Raw genomic sequence first — 15,662 nt, forward strand, 5'->3', positions numbered from 1 at the left:
TCGATGCTACCGGAGGTCACCCATGTCCCTCTCTCCCTCGGCTCGCCCGCTCGTCACGCCCTTCTTCGACGAGCCCACCAGCACCTTCAGCTACGTGGTGCAGGATCCCGGGAGCCGCGCCTGCGCGATCCTCGATTCGGTGCTCGACTTCGACTACGCCGCCGGACGCACCGACGTGCGCTCCGCCGATGCGATCATCGCCTTCGTGCGCGAGCACGGCCTCGAGGTCGAGTGGGTCCTCGAGACCCACGTCCACGCCGACCATCTCTCCGCCGCGCCCTACCTCCACGAGGCGCTGGGCGGAAAGACCGGCATCGGCGCCAACATCACCGTGGTGCAGGAGGTCTTCGGCAAGGCCTTCAACGCCGGCACCGAGTTCGCCCGCGACGGCAGCCAGTTCGACCGCCTCTTCGAGGAGGGCGACACCTTCGCCATCGGCGGGCTCGAGGCACGGGTGCTGCACACGCCCGGCCACACCCCGGCCTGCCTGACCTACGTGATCGGCGACGCCGCCTTCGTCGGCGACACCCTCTTCATGCCCGACTACGGCACCGCCCGCTGCGACTTCCCGGGCGGCGATGCGCGGGCCCTCTATCGCTCCATCCAGAAGGTGCTGGCCCTGCCGGGCGAGACCCGGCTGTTCCTCTGCCACGACTACCGGACCCCGGACCGCGAGGAGTACCAGCACGAGACCAGCGTGGCCGAGCAGCGCGCCCACAACGTGCACGTCCACGAGGGCGTCGGCGAGGAGGCGTTCGTGAAGATGCGCACCGAGCGCGACGCCACCCTCGGCATGCCGCGGCTGATCCTGCCCTCGGTGCAGGTCAACATGCGTGCCGGGGAGATGCCGCCGGCCGAGGAGAACGGCCAGGTCTACCTCAAGGTGCCGATCAACCGGTTCTGATCCCCGTCGTCCCAGGCCCGAACGCAAGAGGAGCATGTCCATGCAGATCCGTGAACTCGAACCCGGCGTCGCCATCGCCGATGCCGTGACCCCCGCCGATCTCGACGAGGTCGCCCGCCGCGGCTTTCGCGCGGTGATCTGTCATCGCCGGCCCGGCGAGGCCGAGGATCACCCCGACGACCGCGCCCTGCGCGAGCGGGCCGCCACCCTCGGCCTCGAGTGGCGCGCCATTCCGGTGGCACCGGGTGACTACGGCGAGGCCGACATCGCGGCCGTCGGACAGGCCCTGGACGAGCTGCCCACCCCGATCCTGGCCTTCTGCAAGACCGGCAAGCGCGCCGTCCACCTCTGGGCCGAGGCCCGCAGCCGCGAGGCCGGCTGCAGCATCCCGGCGCTCATTGCGGCGGCCCGGGCCGCCGGGCACGACCTGGAGGAGCGCTGCGCGCACCTGGAAGCCGCGGCCGGGGCGCGCTGAGCGATGGGGCTCGCGCGCGTCCTGCCGATCCTGCGCTGGCTGCCGGACTACGGCCGCGGCGCGCTCGCGAGCGACCTGCTGGCGGCGGTGATCGTGACGCTGATGCTGGTGCCCCAGGCGCTGGCCTACGCCCTGCTGGCGGGGCTGCCCCCGGAGGTGGGGCTCTACGCCAGCATGCTGCCGCTGCTGCTCTACGCGCTCTTCGGCACCAGCGCCACCCTGGCGGTGGGGCCGGTGGCGGTGGCCTCGCTGATGACCGCCTCGGCGCTCTCCGGCATCGCGGCGCCCGGCAGCGCCGAGTACGTTGCCGCCGCCCTGGTGCTGGCCGCGCTCTCCGGCCTGGTGCTGGTGGCCATGGGCCTGCTGCGCCTGGGCTTCCTGGCCAACTTCCTGAGCCATCCGGTGATCTCGGGCTTCGTCACCGCCTCGGGCATCCTGATCGCCGCCAGCCAGCTGCGCCACCTGCTGGGGGTGGAGGCGTCCGGACATAACCTGCTGGAGATGGGCGCGGCGCTGATCGCCGGGCTCGAGCATGTCCACTTCACCACCCTCGCGACCGGGCTGGCCGTCTGGGCGTATCTGGTGGGAAGTCGGCGCTATCTCGCGGGCGGTTTCGCCCGCCTGGGGCTGTCGCAGGGGGCCGCGGCGCTGCTCGCCAAGGCCGCGCCGGTCTCGGCGGTGATCGTCACTACCCTGCTGGCCTGGGGACTGGGGTTCGGCGAGCGGGGCGTGGCCCTGGTTGGCGAGGTGCCGAGCGGCCTGCCGACGCTGGCGATGCCGAGCGTCGACCCCGCGCTGTGGTCGACGCTCGCGCCGGCGGCGGTGCTGATCAGCCTGGTGGGCTTCGTCGAGTCGGTCTCGGTCGCCCAGACCCTGGCCGCCAAGCGCCGCCAGCGCATCGATCCCAACCAGGAGCTGATCGCCCTGGGGCTCGCCAACCTCGGCGCGGGCACCAGCGGCGGCTCGCCGGTCTCCGGCGGCTTCTCGCGCTCGGTGGTCAACTTCGAGGCCGGCGCCGCCACGCCCCTCGCCGGCGCCTTCACGGCGCTGGGCATCGCCGTGGCGACCCTGGCCCTCACCGCGCCGCTGGCCTTTTTGCCCAAGGCGACGCTCGCCGCCACCATCATCGTCGCGGTGGGCACCCTGATCGACCTGCCCGCGATCAAGCGCACCTGGGCCTACTCCCGCAGCGACGGCGCGGCGATGCTGGCGACCCTGGCGCTGACCCTGCTCCACGGGGTGGAGAGCGGCATCCTGGCCGGCGTCGGGCTCTCCCTGGCCCTGCATCTCTACCGCACCAGCCGCCCCCACAGCGCCGTGGTGGGGCGGGTGCCGGGCAGCGAGCACTTTCGCAACGTGCGCCGCCACGCGGTCGAGACCGACGAGCGGCTGGCGATCCTGCGCATCGACGAGAGCCTCTACTTCGCCAACGCCCGCTACCTCGAGGACACCGTGATGGCGCTGGCCGCCCGCCAGCCCGGCCTGCGTCACGTCGTGCTGGCCTGCCAGGCGGTCAACGTCATCGACGCCTCGGCGCTGGAGAGCCTCGAGGCGATCAACGCCCGCCTGCGGGACGCCGCCATCGCCCTGCACCTGGCCGAGGTCAAGGGACCGGTGATGGATCGCCTGGCGCACACCGACTTCTGCCGGGCGCTGACCGGCCGCGTCTACCTGAGCACCTATGACGCCTGGCGCGCGCTCCACGACGAGCGCGCCACCGAGACCTCCCCGGCGGCCTGCGGCGGGGCCGGCCTCGCCGGCGGCGAGGCGTCACGCGCCCCCGCTGCGGGGCCCGAGCCCATCACCGGAACTGCCCTCGCTGTCGGACGTTTTCGCACCCATCGAGGAGACTACCCATGACCCACAATATCGGCGGGATCGACAAGCTCGCCCGCATCGTCATCGGCGCCGTGCTGATCGGTCTGGCCATCACCGGCCAGGTTGGCGCCTGGGGCTTCATCGGCCTGCTGCCGCTGGTCACCGGCCTGCTCAACACCTGTCCCGCCTATCGGCTGCTCGGTATCAGCACTTGCCGGCGGCAGAAGTAAGCGACCACTCATGCTTTCTGGAGGATCTTTCACGTGGATTGGACGGCAAGCCTGCAGGGGCTGATCGGGGGCATCCTGATCGGCCTCTCGGCCACCTGGCTGATGGCGACCCTGGGCCGCATCGCCGGCATCAGCGGCATCCTCGGCACCCTGATCACCCAGCGGCCCCGGGGCGACAGCGCCTGGCGGCTGGCCTTCCTGCTGGGGCTGATCAGCGGCCCGATCGTGCTGCTGCTCGCCGGCGGCGGGGCCGGCAACGTGGCGGGCGCGCCGGGCGAGGTGATCGGTGAACCCGCCGGGGGCGTGCCGCTGATGCTCGCCGCCGGCCTGCTGGTGGGGCTCGGCACCGGGCTCGGCAGCGGCTGCACCAGCGGCCACGGCGTCTGCGGCCTGGCGCGGCTCTCGAGGCGCTCGCTGGTGGCCACCCTGACCTTCCTGGCGGCGGCGATCGTCACCGTCTTCGTGGTGCGTCACGTGATCGGAGGTGGCGCATGAGGCGCGAGACCCAGAAGACCCTCATGGGCTACGTCGCCGGGCTGCTCTTCGGGCTCGGCCTCGCCGTCTCCGGGATGACCGACCCGGCCCGGGTGCTCGGCTTCCTCGATCTCGCCGGCGCCTGGGACCCGACCCTGATGTTCGTGCTGGGCGGGGCGGTGATCACCAACTTCATCGGCTACCGGCTGGTGCTGCGCCGCCCCCATCCGCTGCTGGGTGAGCGCTTCCAGCTGCCCACCCGCACCGACCTCGACGGCCGGCTGATCGGCGGGGCCGCCCTGTTCGGCATCGGCTGGGGGCTCTCCGGCTACTGCCCCGGGCCGGCCTTCGCCTCCCTCGCCGGGCTCACCGCGCCGCTGGCCGCGATGCTGGTGGCGATGGTGGTCGGCTGGTTCGCGGCTCGGGCGGTCCCCGCCCGGGGCTGATCGCCGCGCCCTCCCGCGCCTCCCTCATCCCGGGGGTGGCGCGCTATCGACCAAAGGACGGCCCGTCGGGCGGTGCAGCTTAACGCCCGCTTAATGGGCCGGTGACAAGATGTCGCAGTTCACGAGGATTTCCTGCCATGCACGTACTGCTCATCGAGGATGACGCCCTGGTGGCGTCGGGCATCCAGGCCGGGCTCGGCGTCTACGACTTCGTCGTCGACAGCGTGGGCACCCTGGCCGAGGCGCGCTCGGCCATGGAGACGGTGGCCAGCGACGTGGTGATCCTCGACCGCGGCCTGCCCGACGGCGACGGCATGACGCTGCTCGAGGAGTGGCGGGCGGCCGGCATCGACACCCCGGTGCTGATCCTCACCGCCCGCGACGCGGTGAGCGACCGCATCGAGGGGCTGCACGTCGGCGCCGACGACTACCTGGTCAAGCCCTTCGACCTCGACGAGCTGGTAGCGCGGCTGCTGGCGCTGCTGCGCCGGGCCGCCGGACGCGCCCGGGCGCTGGTCGAGCACGGCGCGCTCTGCCTAGACCCCGTCTCCCGGGAGGTGACGGTGGCCGGGTGGCCGGTGGCGCTGTCGCGCCGCGAGCTGGTGCTGCTGGAGGCCTTCCTCCAGGCGCCGCGCAGCGTGCTCAGCGCCGAGCAGCTCAAGGACAGCCTCTACGGCATGAACGAGGAGGTGGAGAGCAACGCGCTCAACGTCCACATCCACCACCTGCGCCGCAAGCTCGGCTGCCGGGTGATCGAGACGGTGCGCGGGCTGGGGTACCGGCTCGGCCCGCCCGAGGCGGTCGAGTCGCCGCGCCGCGCCGGGGCCGGTCGCCCATGAGCCTGCGCACGCGCCTGGTGCTGACCCTCGGGGCCACGCTGCTGCTGCTGTGGGGGCTCGCCGCCGCCTGGCTGATGCGCGATCTCTACCAGCAGGTGGAGGCGACCCTCGACCAGCGCCTCGCCCAGTCGGCGCGCATGGTCTCGGGGCTGATGGCGCAGCTGCCGGTGGAGGTGTGGGAGCAGGCCGATCGGCGGGCGCTCTCGATCCCGCCCATCGAGGGGCTGGCCTGCCAGGTGCACTCGCCGCGCGGAGAGATCCTGGCCCGCACCCACAGCGACATGCAGGAGATCCTGAAGGCCAGCGAGCCCGGGCACGCCTATCGCGAGGAGGACGGCGTGACCTGGCGGGTGTTCACCTACCAGCGCAACGGCCTGACCATCACCACCGCCGATCGCATGGACGAGCGTGACCTGCTGATGCGCAACGTGCTGGAGGTGGCGGTGGTGCCCTTCGTGGTGGCCCTGGCGGGCAGCCTGCTGGCGCTGTGGATCGGCGTGGTGCGGGGGCTCGAGCCGCTGGGCCGGCTGCGCGACGCCCTGGCGCGGCGCCATCCGGACGCCCTGGCGCCGGTGGCGACCCATGGCGTGCCCCACGAGATCCGCCCGCTGGTGGATACGCTCAACGGCCTGCTGGCGCGGATCCAGCAGGCCATCGTCCGCGAGCAGCGCTTCACCAACGATGCCGCCCACGAGCTGCGCACGCCGCTCACGGCCATCAAGACCCACCTGCAGGTGGCGCGACGGGTCGAGGGCGAGGCGGCACGCCGGGCGCTGGACCACGCCGAGGAGGGCGTGGCCCGGCTCTCCCGCACCCTGGACCAGCTGCTGATGCTGGCCCGGGTCGAGGGGCGGGTGCACTTCGAGGACGGCGAGGCCAGCTGCGCCGCGGACGTCGCGGAGCTGGCGCTGCGCGACGCCGCGGCGAACGAGCGGGCGCGCGTCACGCGCCCGAGCGCCTGGCCCGCGGGGGAGCTCGCGCTGCCCCGGGAACTCGCCATCACGGCGCTGCGCAACCTGGTGGACAACGCCCTGCGCCACGGGCCCGAGGGGAGCCCGGTGGCGATCACCGCGCGGCGCAACGCGCCGGACGGGACGCTGACCTTCGGCGTCAGGGATCACGGCCCCGGGGTCGCGGAGGCCGAGCTCGACCAGCTGCCCCGGCGCTTCTGGCGGGCGAGCCCCCAGCAGGGCAGCGGGCTGGGGCTCGCCATCGTGGCCGCCATCGCCGAGCGCTTCGGCGGCCGGCTGGCCTTCGCCCGTCCCGAGGGGGGCGGGCTCGAGGCGCGGCTGACGCTGCCGCTGACGACAGGGCCGGTGCCGCCGGCCCGACCAGAGTCCCTGCAAGGGATCAACGACAATGACGAGGGGAACCCTAGATGACGATCATACGGATCGCGAGTGGCGTCGGGCTGGTGCTTGGCCTGGCGTCGGTTCAGGCGTCGGCGCAGGCCCTGGAGGGCGACGCCGAGCGCGGCCAGCAGGCGGCCGGGGTCTGCGTGGCCTGCCACCAGGCCGACGGCATGGGCATGGACAATCCGAACGGCGAGTCCTGGCCGCGCCTGGCGGGACTGCCGGCGGCCTACATCGCCAAGCAGCTGCACGACATCAAGGCGGGGCGCCGCGAGAGCGCCACCATGATGCCGTTCGCCAACATGCTCGATGACCAGCAGATCGCCGACGTCTCGGCCTACTACGCCGAGATGGCGCCCTGGCCGGCGCTGCCCACGGCGTATCAACCGGCCGATCCCGAGGACGCCGCCGAGTGGCTGGCCAATCGCGGCGACTGGGCCGAGGACGCCATGATCCCGGCCTGCAACCAGTGCCACGGGCCCAACGGCCAGGGCGTGGGCGCGGTCTTCCCGCCGCTGGCCGGCCAGCACGCCGGCTACCTCCAGGCGCAGCTCGAGGCCTGGCGCGACGGGGCGCGCCACAACGACCCCAACCGGCTGATGGCGGGCATCGCCGAGCGCCTCGACGAGGCGCAGATCACGATGATCGCCGACTACTACGCCACCCTGCCGGCGACGCTCGCCGTGCCCGACGCCCCGTCATCCGAGGAGGACGCCCCATGAGCCTGCGCACATCCCAGCCGCTGAAGGCGGCGGCCCTGGTCGCGACCCTCGCCCTCTCGCCGGCCGCCCTGGCCCAGGACGAGGGCGTCGAGCGCGACTACCAGATCCCGCTGCCCCAGGCCCCCGAGGGCGAGGTGACCTTCACGCCGCCCCACGAGCGCGACCTGCCCGACAACCAGTACGGCGACATGGTGCGCAAGGGCCGCGATCTGTTCGTCGACACCCAGGCGCTGCGCGGCGAGTACGTCTTCAACGACCAGAACTGCGCCAACTGCCACCTCGACGCCGGCCGCCTGGCCAACTCGGCGCCGATGTGGGCCTCCTTCGGCGTCTACCCGGCCTATCGCGGCAAGAACGACAAGGTGAACACCCTCGCCGAGCGGATCCAGGGCTGCTTCACCTACTCCATGAACGGCACGCCGCCGCCCACCGGCAGCGAGCCGCTGGTGGCCATGCAGACCTACCTGCACTGGATGTCGACCGGGGCACCGATCAACGAGTCGCTGCCCGGTCGCGGCTATCCCAAGCTCGAGGAGGCCGAGCAGGCGCCCGACCGGGCCCGCGGCGCCGAGGTCTACGCCGCGCAGTGCGCGGTCTGCCACGGCGACGAGGGCCAGGGCCAGCGGGTCGGCGAGCGCCAGGTCTTCCCGCCGCTGTGGGGCGACGGCGCCTACAACTGGGGGGCCGGCATGCACCGGGTGAACACCGCGGCCAACTTCATCAAGGCCAACATGCCGCTGGGCAAGCCCTACTCTCTCACCGACCAGCAGGCCTGGGACGTGGCGGCGTTCATCAACGGTCACGAGCGGCCCCAGGACCCGCGGCGCCGCACCCTGGAGACCCTGGAGGAGACCGACGCGACCTTCCACAACCACCACGGCTACTACGGGGACGAGATCGACGGCCGGCGCCTGGGCGATCACGCCGACTTCGGCGAGAACCCGCGCCCCCTCGACGGCTGAGGCCGCGCCGGGGAAACGCCACGGGCCCCGCTGCTTCTGCAGCGGGGCCCGTGGCGTCTGGGGCAGGGGGAATCAGGGGCGCGGCGAGCCCATCAGCTCGATCAGGCGTTCTTCCTGGGGCGCGCCCTGGACCTGCTCCAGGCGGCCGTCGTCGCGGCGATAGTAGGTGGTGGGGGTGGCGATCAGCCCGAGGCTCTCGAAGCGCTGGTTGTTGGCCCGCACCTGCTCCTCGATCTCCCGGGGCTGGGCCGAGGCCGCGATGCCCTCGTCGCTCTGCTGGTGCGCCTGCAGCGCCGCGCCGGGGTCGTCGGCGCCGAGCAGGGCGGCGGCCTTGGCGGGGCTGTCGCTCTCCAGGATGCCGACCATGATGTGGCGCAGCTGGACCCGGCCCGCCTCGACCCAGGGGCGGCTCTGGGCGTGGAAGCGATCGCAGTAGGGGCAGTTGGGGTCGGTGAAGGTGTAGAGGATGCGCTCGGCGTCCGGGTCGCCGTCGCGGATCCAGTGGCTCTGCTCGAGCGACTGCCACACCTCGGCCTCCTGGGCGCGACGCACGTGCTCGTCCAGCGGGGCGGCGGAGAGGTCGTTGCCCTCGGCGTCGACCAGGGTGCCGACCACCGCATGCTCGCCATCCGGGGTGAGGTAGACGGCCATCTCGCGGCCGCGATGGCTGGCGGCGAAGCCTTCGAGCCCGCCCGGCGCCTCGAAGCGGGCGTGCACCTCGAGCCCCTCCTCGACCAGGGCCTGGATCGGCGCCGGCCAGGAGGTGTCGGCGGAGAGTGTCGTGGCGGCGGTCAGCGAGAGCAGGCCGACCGTGAGGGAGAGGGTTCGCATCGCGATGTCCTGTATGAAGGGCCGTGGTGAAACGCCGGAATGAAGCGCCGTGATGGCGCGCTGTCGTGACGCCTCGATGACGCAATGTCGTGGGGCGACGTCATGGCGCGAGGACGTCACGGGTGACGAGGGGACTCGCGCCATGCCGCGAAGTTCCCATCCTGACACGCCGGCATTAGCCGTGGATTAATCCCGCGGGGCGGCGGCGGGGCGAGATGTCGCATCCCGCTCGCCGGCATCGCCGTGGCAGGATAGGCCTCATCCCCCTCGACCGTCGGAGTCCATCGCCATGCGCCGCACCGCCCGCCCGCTGTTCCTGCTCTCCCTGCTCGCCCTGCCGCTGGTCGGTGCCGCCGCCGAGGCCCAGTCGATCGCCGTCGAGGACGCCCGGGTGCGCGCCGTGCCGCCCGGGGCGGCGACCACCGCGGCCTTCATGACCCTGACCAACCCGGGCGAGACGGACCGGGCGCTGGTCGGGGGCGCCTCGCCGCTGGCCGGGACCCTGGAGCTGCATAACCACGCGATGGTCGACGGCGTGATGCGGATGCGTCGGGTCGAGGCGATTCCGCTGCCGGCCGGCGAGAGCGTGCACCTGGCGCCGGGCGGCTGGCACCTGATGATGTTCGATCTGGCCGCGACCCCGGCCGAAGGCGAGAGCGTCGCGCTGACCCTGACCCTCGACAACGGCGAGACCCTGAACGTGGAGGCGCCGGTGCGCCGCGTGCAGCCGATGGCCATGCCCTCGGAGGCGGGCGGGGCGCACGAGGCGTCGAGCATGCCCTCGGCGCATTGAGCGTCGAGGCAAAGCGCACCGGGTTCTGACCAGGGACGCCGGGCACGGGTCGAAGAGAGGAGGGCGCGGCGCCCCTTCGATGGTGCGACGCTTCGGGTCCTGTCCACGGACCAGTCCCGAGCAGGCAATGCTAACTGCGATAGCCCTTCCGTGAGCGCTGGGCGCTCCGGCCGTCAGCCGTTACAATGCCGCGACAGCTTCCTATCGACGTCGGGTTACCCCCTATGCATTGCCCCTTCTGTGGCGCCAACGACACGCGCGTGACCGATTCCCGCCTGGTGGCCGAGGGTGATCAGGTGAGGCGGCGTCGGCAGTGTGCGGCCTGCGGCGAGCGCTTCACCACCTACGAGACCGCCGAACTCGTGATGCCGCGGGTGATCAAGTCCGACGGCACCCGCGAGGTATTCGACGAGGCCAAGCTGCGCGCCGGCATGCTGCGCGCCCTGGAGAAGCGCCCGGTCAGCGCCGAGTCGATCGAGGCGGCGGTGGAGCGCATCCGTCAGCACCTGCGGGCCCGCGGCGAGCGCGAGATCCACGCCCGGGACATCGGCGAGGAGGTCATGCAGGCCCTCAAGCGCCTCGACCAGGTCGCCTACATCCGCTTCGCCTCGGTCTACCGCCGCTTCCAGGACATCGACGAGTTCCGCGCCGAGATCGATCGCCTGGCCCAGGAACCCGGCTTCCCCGACGATCCCGCCGGAGGGCGCGGATGAGCGCCCCGACCCTGCCCGAGACCTGGATGGCCCGCGCCCTGAAGCTGGCCGAGCGCGGCCGCTACACCACCGACCCCAACCCCCGGGTGGGCTGCGTGCTGGTCAAGGACGGACGGGTCGTCGGCGAGGGGTGGCACGACCGGGCAGGCGAGCCCCACGCCGAGGTCCACGCCCTGCGCGCGGCGGGCGAGGCCGCCCGTGGCGCCACCGCCTACGTGACCCTGGAGCCCTGCTCCCATCAGGGCCGCACCGGCCCCTGCGCCCGGGCGCTGGTCGAGGCCGGGGTGGCCCATGTCGTCGTCGCCATGCAGGACCCCAACCCCCAGGTGGCCGGCCGGGGCATCGCCCTGCTGCGCGAGGCCGCTATCGAGGTGACGGTGGGCGTGCTGGAGGACGAGGCGCTGGCGCTCAATTCCGGCTTCGTGATGCGCATGTCCCACGGTCGGCCCTTCGTGCGCCTGAAGATGGCCATGAGCTTGGACGGGCGCACCGCCATGCGCTCCGGCGAGTCCCAGTGGATCACCGGGCCCCAGGCGCGCCGCGAGGTGCAGCGCCTGCGCGCGCGATCCAGCGCCATCCTGACCGGGGTGGAGTCGATCATCTTCGACAACGCCCGCCTCACCGTGCGCGCCGAGCAGCTGGCGCTGCCCGATGGCGAGGCGATCGCCGCCCGCCAGCCGCTGCGCGTGGTGGTCGACTCCCGCCTGCGCCTGCCCCAGGCGGCGGCCTGTCTGCGCGAGCCGGGCCGCACCCTGGTGGCGACCCTGGCCGAGCACGAGCCCGAGCGGCGCGCGCGGCTCGAGGAGGCCGGCGCCGAGGTGGTGGTGATGCCGGCGGCCGCCGACGGCCGGGTCGACCTCGACGCCCTGCTGCACCACCTGGCCGAGGTGGAGCAGGCCAACGAGGTGCTGCTCGAGACCGGGGCGACGCTCGCCGGCGCCATGCTCGAGGCGAACCTGATCGACGAGATGCAGCTGTTCGTGGCGCCGACCCTGCTCGGCGGCGAGGCGCGCCCGCTCTTCGCGCTGCCGGGCCTGTCGCTGATGGCCCAGCAGAAGGGGCTCGAGATCCTCGACATCCGTGCCGTGGGCCAGGATTGGCGTATCACCGCAAGGCCCACGCGTCCGACCACGTCTGCTTCCTGAGTACCCCGCCGCCCCGTGACGAGCGGTGAGCGGTGATACGCCACGGCCGCTATCTACTGGCGCCCACCGACGCGCCACGGATGCTATCTACTGGCGCCCACCGACGCGCCACGGTACCCTGACGCGGTTTCGAGGTGGCGACGCCGGAGGGCGACCCGATCGTCGCGGGACCGCGACGGCCACCACGCTGAATCAATGGAGACTCCATGGTGCACTCCTCATCCGGGGGCCTGGCCCCTATCGAAGAGCTGGTCGAGGACATTCGTCAGGGCAAGATGGTGATCCTGATGGATGACGAGGATCGCGAGAACGAAGGCGACATCATCATGGCCGCCGAGAAGGTCGAGGCCGAGCACATCAACTTCATGGCGCGCCACGCCAGGGGGCTGATCTGCCTGCCGATGACCCGCGAGCGCTGCGAGCGTCTCCAGCTGCCGCTGATGGTGCGCGACAACGGCTCCGGCTTCGGGACCAAGTTCACCCTCTCCATCGAGGCCGCCGAGGGCGTCACCACCGGGATCTCCGCCGCCGACCGGGCGCGCACCGTCCAGGCCGCCGTGGCCCGCGACGCCCGGGCGGAGGACATCGTCCAGCCCGGCCACATCTTCCCGCTGATGGCCGAGCCCGGCGGCGTGCTGCGCCGCGCCGGCCACACCGAGGCGGCCTGCGACCTCGCGGCGCTGGCCGGCCTCGACCCCAGCGGCGTGATCTGCGAGGTGATGAACGAGGACGGCAGCATGGCGCGCCGCGCCGAGCTCGAGCGCTTCGCCGTGGAGCACGGCCTGAAGATGGGCACCATCGCCGACCTGATCCACTACCGCATCCACAACGAGCAGACCGTGCAGCCGGTGGAGTCGAGCCCGGTCGAGACCGCCTTCGGCGAGCTCACCCTGCACGTCTTCCGCGACAGCATCCAGGGCGCCCATCACCTGGCGCTGGTCAAGGGACACCCGCATCCCGAGGTCCCGACCACGGTGCGCGTGCACCTGGCCAACGTGATGCGCGACCTGCTGGCCCTGCAGAAGGGCGAGCGGGAAAGCTGGACCGCCCATCAGGCGCTGGCCGAGGTGGCCGGCGCCGAGCACGGCGTCTTCGTGCTGCTCGACGACGGTCGCCCGCGCCAGGACCTGCACGACATGCTCGAGGTGTTCCTCGAGCGCCGTCGTCCGCCGCGCACCAGCGACTCCGACGGCGCCGGCAACTACCTGACCATCGGCACCGGCTCGCAGATCCTGCGCCACCTGGGCGTCGGCAAGATGCGCCTTCTGAGCTCGCCCTGGAAGTTCTCCGCCCTCTCCGGCTTCGACCTCGAGGTGGTGGAGCGCCTGGAACCCGGCGAGCCCGTGCCCGGCGAGGCGTGCGACGACTGACGCCGCGCCCGCCTTCATCATCACGGCATGGCCCGCGGCCATGCCCCCGGACCCTTCCGTACCGGATCTTTCAGGACACAGAACCATGCAACCGATTTCCCAAGTCGAAGGCAGCTTCGTCGACGTCGATGGCCGCTACGTGATCGTGGTCGGCCGCTTCAACCACCACGTGGTGGACAGCCTGGTCGAGGGCGCCGTGGACAGCCTGGTGCGCCACGGCGTGGACGCCGAGAACATCGACATCGTCCACGTGCCCGGTGCCTGGGAGCTGCCGCTGGCGATCAAGCGCGTGCTCCAGGTGGCGCGCCCCGATGCGGTGCTCGCCCTGGGCGCGGTGATCCGCGGCGGTACCCCCCACTTCGAATACGTGGCCGGCGGCTGCAACACGGCCATGGGCAACCTGCAGCTCGAGTTCGATACCCCGGTGGCCAACGGCGTGCTGACCGTCGAATCCATCGAGCAGGCCATCGAGCGGGCCGGCACCAAGGCCGGCAACAAGGGCGCCGAGGCGGCCATGGCGGCCATGGAGATGGTCTCGCTGCTGCGCTGCTTCGGCGACGCCGCCGGGGGTGAGGCATGAGCGGCGAGCGTACGCGGGCGCCCTCGAAGGCGCAGCAGTCGCGCCATGCGGCCCGTGAGCTGGCCGTCCAGGGCCTCTACCAGTGGCAGATGACCGGCAAGTCGATCAGCGCCGTGGAGGCGGAGTTCCGCAGCCAGGTGGCCGATGACGACCTCGAGGATCACGAGAACTGGCACAAGGTCATGGAGATCGCCGACCTGGCGCTCTTCCATGAGCTGCTGCACAACGTGGCCCGCGAGCGCCAGACGCTGGACGCCGCCATCGCGCCGCTGCTCGATCGCCGCCTCGAGGATCTCGATCCCATCGAGCTCGCGATCCTGCGCCTGGGCGCCTACGAGCTCGCCAAGCGCCTCGAGGTGCCATATCGCGCGGTGATCACCGAAGGCGTCGAGCTCGCCAAGTCCTTCGGGGCCACGGACGGGCACAAGTACGTCAACGGCATCCTCGACAAGCTTGCCGGGCGGCTGCGGTCCGCCGAGGTCACTGCCCGTCGCCGCTGAAGGCCCGTCCCGATGCACAGCGAATTCGAACTCATCAGCCGCTACTTCACGCCCGAGGCTCCCGGCGCGGATGCCGGCGTGAGCCTGGGGGTGGGCGACGACTGCACCCTGCTGGCGCCGACGGCGGGCCAGCGGCTGGCGGTCAGCGTCGACACCTCGGTCGCCGGGGTCCACTTCCCCGAGGCGGCCCCGGCCGCGGCGATCGGTCACCGGGCGCTGGCGGTCAGCCTGAGCGATCTCGCCGCCATGGGCGCCCGCGCCCGCTGGTGCCTGATGTCGCTGACCCTGCCGGCGGCGGACGATGACGCCTGGCTCGCCGACTTCGCCCGCGGCTTCCATGCACTCTGCGACGCCACCGGCACTGCCCTGGTGGGCGGCGACGTGACCCGCGGCGAGCTCGCCATCGGCGTGACGGTGATGGGGGAGGTGCCCCCCGAGCAGGCGCTGACCCGCAGCGGCGCGCGGCCGGGTGAGGTGCTGGCGGTGACCGGGGCGCTCGGCGGCGGCGCCGGGGGGCTGGCTCTCTGGCAGCGCGGTGAGCGCGATCTCGCCCATCCGCTGCTCGCGCGCTACCTGCATCCGCGGCCGCGCCTCAACGCGGGACTCGCCCTGCGCGGTCTGGCGAGTGCCGCCATCGACGTCTCCGACGGCCTGCTGGCCGATCTGGGCCACGTGCTCGAGGCCTCCGGCGTGGGGGCCGAGCTGATCCCCGAGGCGCTGCCGCTCGCCGAGGGGCTCTTTGATGCGCTCGGTGAGGCGGGCGCGCGCGAGGCGGCGCTGCACGGCGGCGACGACTACGAGCTGCTCCTCGCCCTGCCGCCCGAGCACCTCGCCACGGCGCGCGGCCGGCTGGCCGAGCTTGGCCTGGCGCTGACCGAGATCGGCCGGCTGGTCGAGGCGCCCGGCATTCGCGGGGTGGCGCTCGGCAGCGAGCGCGGCTGGCAGCACTTCCAGCCGAGCGGCGGTCCGTCGGGCGGCGCTCCGTCGGGCGGCGCTCCGTCGGGCGGCGCCCCAGGCGGTGCCTCATGAACCAGGCTCCCGCCAGCGTCTGGCGCCGCCCGGTGCACTTCCTGGCCTTCGGGCTGGGCAGTGGGACCGTGCCCTTCGCGCCCGGCACCTTCGGCACCCTGGCCGCCATTCCCTTCTACTGGCTGATGTCCGAGCTGCCGCTGGGGTGGTACCTCGGCCTGGTGGCGGTGACCTTCCTGTGGGGCATCTGGCTCTGCGACAAGACCTCCCACGACCTGGGCGTCCATGATCACTCCGGCATCGTCTGGGACGAGTTCGTCGGCTACTGGCTGACCATGGCCGCCGTGCCCTTCTCCTGGGAGGCGGCGCTGTGGGGGTTCGTGGTGTTTCGCGTCTTCGACGTCTTCAAGCCCTGGCCGATCCGCTGGGCGGATCGCCGGGTCGCCGGCGGCTTCGGCATCATGATCGACGATGTCCTCGCCGCGGCCTACGCATGGAGTACCATGCACCTGTGGTTCTGGCTCCACTGAATCGCCGCG

General features: G+C 72.5%; 19 protein-coding genes. 18 read left to right on the forward strand and 1 reads right to left on the reverse strand.

The window, feature by feature from the left end; translation table 11 throughout:
• The first annotated feature begins 22 nt into the window (after positions 1-22).
• The 10 genes from C9F13_RS08445 (at position 23) to C9F13_RS08490 (ending at position 8,222) form a co-directional block, all read left to right on the forward strand.
• A complete protein-coding gene (locus C9F13_RS08445) occupies positions 23-904 on the forward strand; it encodes an MBL fold metallo-hydrolase (RefSeq protein WP_108445790.1) in 882 nt (293 codons plus the stop codon).
• A gap of 40 nt (positions 905-944) precedes the next feature.
• The gene (locus C9F13_RS08450) at positions 945-1,379 is read left to right on the forward strand and encodes a protein tyrosine phosphatase family protein (RefSeq protein WP_108445791.1); all 435 of its coding nucleotides are present in this window, start codon (positions 945-947) and stop codon (positions 1,377-1,379) included.
• A gap of 3 nt (positions 1,380-1,382) precedes the next feature.
• Entirely contained in the window at positions 1,383-3,239 is a 1,857-nt protein-coding gene (locus C9F13_RS08455; RefSeq protein ID WP_108445792.1) for a SulP family inorganic anion transporter, read from the forward strand.
• Positions 3,236-3,427 (forward strand): YgaP family membrane protein, encoded by a 192-nt coding sequence (locus C9F13_RS08460; RefSeq protein ID WP_108445793.1) that lies wholly within the window; start codon positions 3,236-3,238, stop codon positions 3,425-3,427. The genes C9F13_RS08455 and C9F13_RS08460 overlap by 4 nt, the downstream gene beginning before the upstream one ends.
• 33 nt (positions 3,428-3,460) lie before the next feature.
• Positions 3,461-3,922, forward strand: a complete 462-nt coding sequence (locus tag C9F13_RS08465; RefSeq protein WP_108445794.1) for a YeeE/YedE family protein — start codon at positions 3,461-3,463, stop codon at positions 3,920-3,922.
• Positions 3,919-4,347 carry a DUF6691 family protein gene (locus tag C9F13_RS08470; protein WP_245888736.1) on the forward strand — a complete coding sequence of 143 codons (429 nt, stop codon included), beginning with the start codon at positions 3,919-3,921 and terminating at the stop codon, positions 4,345-4,347. Before C9F13_RS08465 ends, C9F13_RS08470 begins: the two co-directional genes overlap by 4 nt.
• A 137-nt stretch (positions 4,348-4,484) precedes the next feature.
• Positions 4,485-5,186, forward strand: coding sequence for a response regulator (locus C9F13_RS08475; protein ID WP_108445795.1), 702 nt, complete (start codon positions 4,485-4,487; stop codon positions 5,184-5,186).
• The gene (locus C9F13_RS08480; protein ID WP_108445796.1) at positions 5,183-6,568 is read left to right on the forward strand and encodes an ATP-binding protein; all 1,386 of its coding nucleotides are present in this window, start codon (positions 5,183-5,185) and stop codon (positions 6,566-6,568) included. The genes C9F13_RS08475 and C9F13_RS08480 overlap by 4 nt, the downstream gene beginning before the upstream one ends.
• Positions 6,565-7,260 carry a c-type cytochrome gene (locus C9F13_RS08485; protein WP_108445797.1) on the forward strand — a complete coding sequence of 232 codons (696 nt, stop codon included), beginning with the start codon at positions 6,565-6,567 and terminating at the stop codon, positions 7,258-7,260. Before C9F13_RS08480 ends, C9F13_RS08485 begins: the two co-directional genes overlap by 4 nt.
• The gene (locus tag C9F13_RS08490) at positions 7,257-8,222 is read left to right on the forward strand and encodes a c-type cytochrome (RefSeq protein WP_108445798.1); all 966 of its coding nucleotides are present in this window, start codon (positions 7,257-7,259) and stop codon (positions 8,220-8,222) included. The genes C9F13_RS08485 and C9F13_RS08490 overlap by 4 nt, the downstream gene beginning before the upstream one ends.
• 72 nt (positions 8,223-8,294) lie before the next feature.
• Here the strand turns inward: C9F13_RS08490 and dsbG are convergent, their stop codons facing one another.
• Positions 8,295-9,053 (reverse strand): thiol:disulfide interchange protein DsbG, encoded by a 759-nt coding sequence (dsbG, locus tag C9F13_RS08495; protein WP_108445799.1) that lies wholly within the window; start codon positions 9,051-9,053, stop codon positions 8,295-8,297.
• A 289-nt stretch (positions 9,054-9,342) separates the two neighbouring features.
• Here dsbG and C9F13_RS08500 point away from each other — a divergent pair, with 289 nt between their 5' ends.
• The 8 genes from C9F13_RS08500 (at position 9,343) to C9F13_RS08535 (ending at position 15,653) form a co-directional block, all read left to right on the forward strand.
• Positions 9,343-9,846: a copper chaperone PCu(A)C gene (locus C9F13_RS08500; protein WP_108445800.1), complete on the forward strand. Its 504-nt coding sequence runs from the start codon at positions 9,343-9,345 to the stop codon at positions 9,844-9,846.
• Positions 9,847-10,070: 224 nt separating this feature from the next.
• Positions 10,071-10,559, forward strand: coding sequence for a transcriptional regulator NrdR (gene nrdR / locus C9F13_RS08505; RefSeq protein ID WP_108445801.1), 489 nt, complete (start codon positions 10,071-10,073; stop codon positions 10,557-10,559).
• The gene (ribD, locus tag C9F13_RS08510) at positions 10,556-11,704 is read left to right on the forward strand and encodes a bifunctional diaminohydroxyphosphoribosylaminopyrimidine deaminase/5-amino-6-(5-phosphoribosylamino)uracil reductase RibD (RefSeq protein WP_108445802.1); all 1,149 of its coding nucleotides are present in this window, start codon (positions 10,556-10,558) and stop codon (positions 11,702-11,704) included. Before nrdR ends, ribD begins: the two co-directional genes overlap by 4 nt.
• A gap of 206 nt (positions 11,705-11,910) precedes the next feature.
• Positions 11,911-13,074, forward strand: coding sequence for a bifunctional 3,4-dihydroxy-2-butanone-4-phosphate synthase/GTP cyclohydrolase II (ribBA, locus tag C9F13_RS08515; protein WP_108445803.1), 1,164 nt, complete (start codon positions 11,911-11,913; stop codon positions 13,072-13,074).
• An 85-nt stretch (positions 13,075-13,159) separates the two neighbouring features.
• A complete protein-coding gene (gene ribH, locus C9F13_RS08520) occupies positions 13,160-13,654 on the forward strand; it encodes a 6,7-dimethyl-8-ribityllumazine synthase (protein ID WP_108445804.1) in 495 nt (164 codons plus the stop codon).
• Complete coding sequence (nusB, locus tag C9F13_RS08525) at positions 13,651-14,154, forward strand: transcription antitermination factor NusB (RefSeq protein WP_108445805.1); 504 nt, start codon at positions 13,651-13,653, stop codon at positions 14,152-14,154. Before ribH ends, nusB begins: the two co-directional genes overlap by 4 nt.
• 12 nt (positions 14,155-14,166) lie before the next feature.
• Entirely contained in the window at positions 14,167-15,183 is a 1,017-nt protein-coding gene (thiL, locus tag C9F13_RS08530) for a thiamine-phosphate kinase (RefSeq protein ID WP_108445806.1), read from the forward strand.
• Positions 15,180-15,653 carry a phosphatidylglycerophosphatase A family protein gene (locus C9F13_RS08535; RefSeq protein ID WP_108445807.1) on the forward strand — a complete coding sequence of 158 codons (474 nt, stop codon included), beginning with the start codon at positions 15,180-15,182 and terminating at the stop codon, positions 15,651-15,653. The genes thiL and C9F13_RS08535 overlap by 4 nt, the downstream gene beginning before the upstream one ends.
• Positions 15,654-15,662: the final 9 nt, after the last annotated feature.

The organism is Halomonas denitrificans (genome assembly GCF_003056305.1).
GTDB lineage: Bacteria > Pseudomonadota > Gammaproteobacteria > Pseudomonadales > Halomonadaceae > Halomonas > Halomonas denitrificans.

What these genes read in the sequence shown, in the direction of transcription:
- C9F13_RS08450 (WP_108445791.1), top strand. Translation starts at nt 945, where the DNA reads ATGCAGATCCGTGAACTCGAACCCGGCGTCGCCATCGCCGATGCCGTG.
- C9F13_RS08535 (WP_108445807.1), top strand. Translation starts at nt 15,180, where the DNA reads ATGAACCAGGCTCCCGCCAGCGTCTGGCGCCGCCCGGTGCACTTCCTG.
- thiL (WP_108445806.1), top strand. Translation starts at nt 14,167, where the DNA reads ATGCACAGCGAATTCGAACTCATCAGCCGCTACTTCACGCCCGAGGCT.
- dsbG (WP_108445799.1), bottom strand. Translation starts at nt 9,053, where the DNA reads ATGCGAACCCTCTCCCTCACGGTCGGCCTGCTCTCGCTGACCGCCGCC.
- C9F13_RS08470 (WP_245888736.1), top strand. Translation starts at nt 3,919, where the DNA reads ATGAGGCGCGAGACCCAGAAGACCCTCATGGGCTACGTCGCCGGGCTG.
- ribH (WP_108445804.1), top strand. Translation starts at nt 13,160, where the DNA reads ATGCAACCGATTTCCCAAGTCGAAGGCAGCTTCGTCGACGTCGATGGC.
- C9F13_RS08475 (WP_108445795.1), top strand. Translation starts at nt 4,485, where the DNA reads ATGCACGTACTGCTCATCGAGGATGACGCCCTGGTGGCGTCGGGCATC.
- C9F13_RS08445 (WP_108445790.1), top strand. Translation starts at nt 23, where the DNA reads ATGTCCCTCTCTCCCTCGGCTCGCCCGCTCGTCACGCCCTTCTTCGAC.
- C9F13_RS08485 (WP_108445797.1), top strand. Translation starts at nt 6,565, where the DNA reads ATGACGATCATACGGATCGCGAGTGGCGTCGGGCTGGTGCTTGGCCTG.
- nusB (WP_108445805.1), top strand. Translation starts at nt 13,651, where the DNA reads ATGAGCGGCGAGCGTACGCGGGCGCCCTCGAAGGCGCAGCAGTCGCGC.
- ribBA (WP_108445803.1), top strand. Translation starts at nt 11,911, where the DNA reads ATGGTGCACTCCTCATCCGGGGGCCTGGCCCCTATCGAAGAGCTGGTC.
- C9F13_RS08460 (WP_108445793.1), top strand. Translation starts at nt 3,236, where the DNA reads ATGACCCACAATATCGGCGGGATCGACAAGCTCGCCCGCATCGTCATC.
- C9F13_RS08480 (WP_108445796.1), top strand. Translation starts at nt 5,183, where the DNA reads ATGAGCCTGCGCACGCGCCTGGTGCTGACCCTCGGGGCCACGCTGCTG.
- C9F13_RS08455 (WP_108445792.1), top strand. Translation starts at nt 1,383, where the DNA reads ATGGGGCTCGCGCGCGTCCTGCCGATCCTGCGCTGGCTGCCGGACTAC.
- ribD (WP_108445802.1), top strand. Translation starts at nt 10,556, where the DNA reads ATGAGCGCCCCGACCCTGCCCGAGACCTGGATGGCCCGCGCCCTGAAG.
- nrdR (WP_108445801.1), top strand. Translation starts at nt 10,071, where the DNA reads ATGCATTGCCCCTTCTGTGGCGCCAACGACACGCGCGTGACCGATTCC.
- C9F13_RS08490 (WP_108445798.1), top strand. Translation starts at nt 7,257, where the DNA reads ATGAGCCTGCGCACATCCCAGCCGCTGAAGGCGGCGGCCCTGGTCGCG.
- C9F13_RS08500 (WP_108445800.1), top strand. Translation starts at nt 9,343, where the DNA reads ATGCGCCGCACCGCCCGCCCGCTGTTCCTGCTCTCCCTGCTCGCCCTG.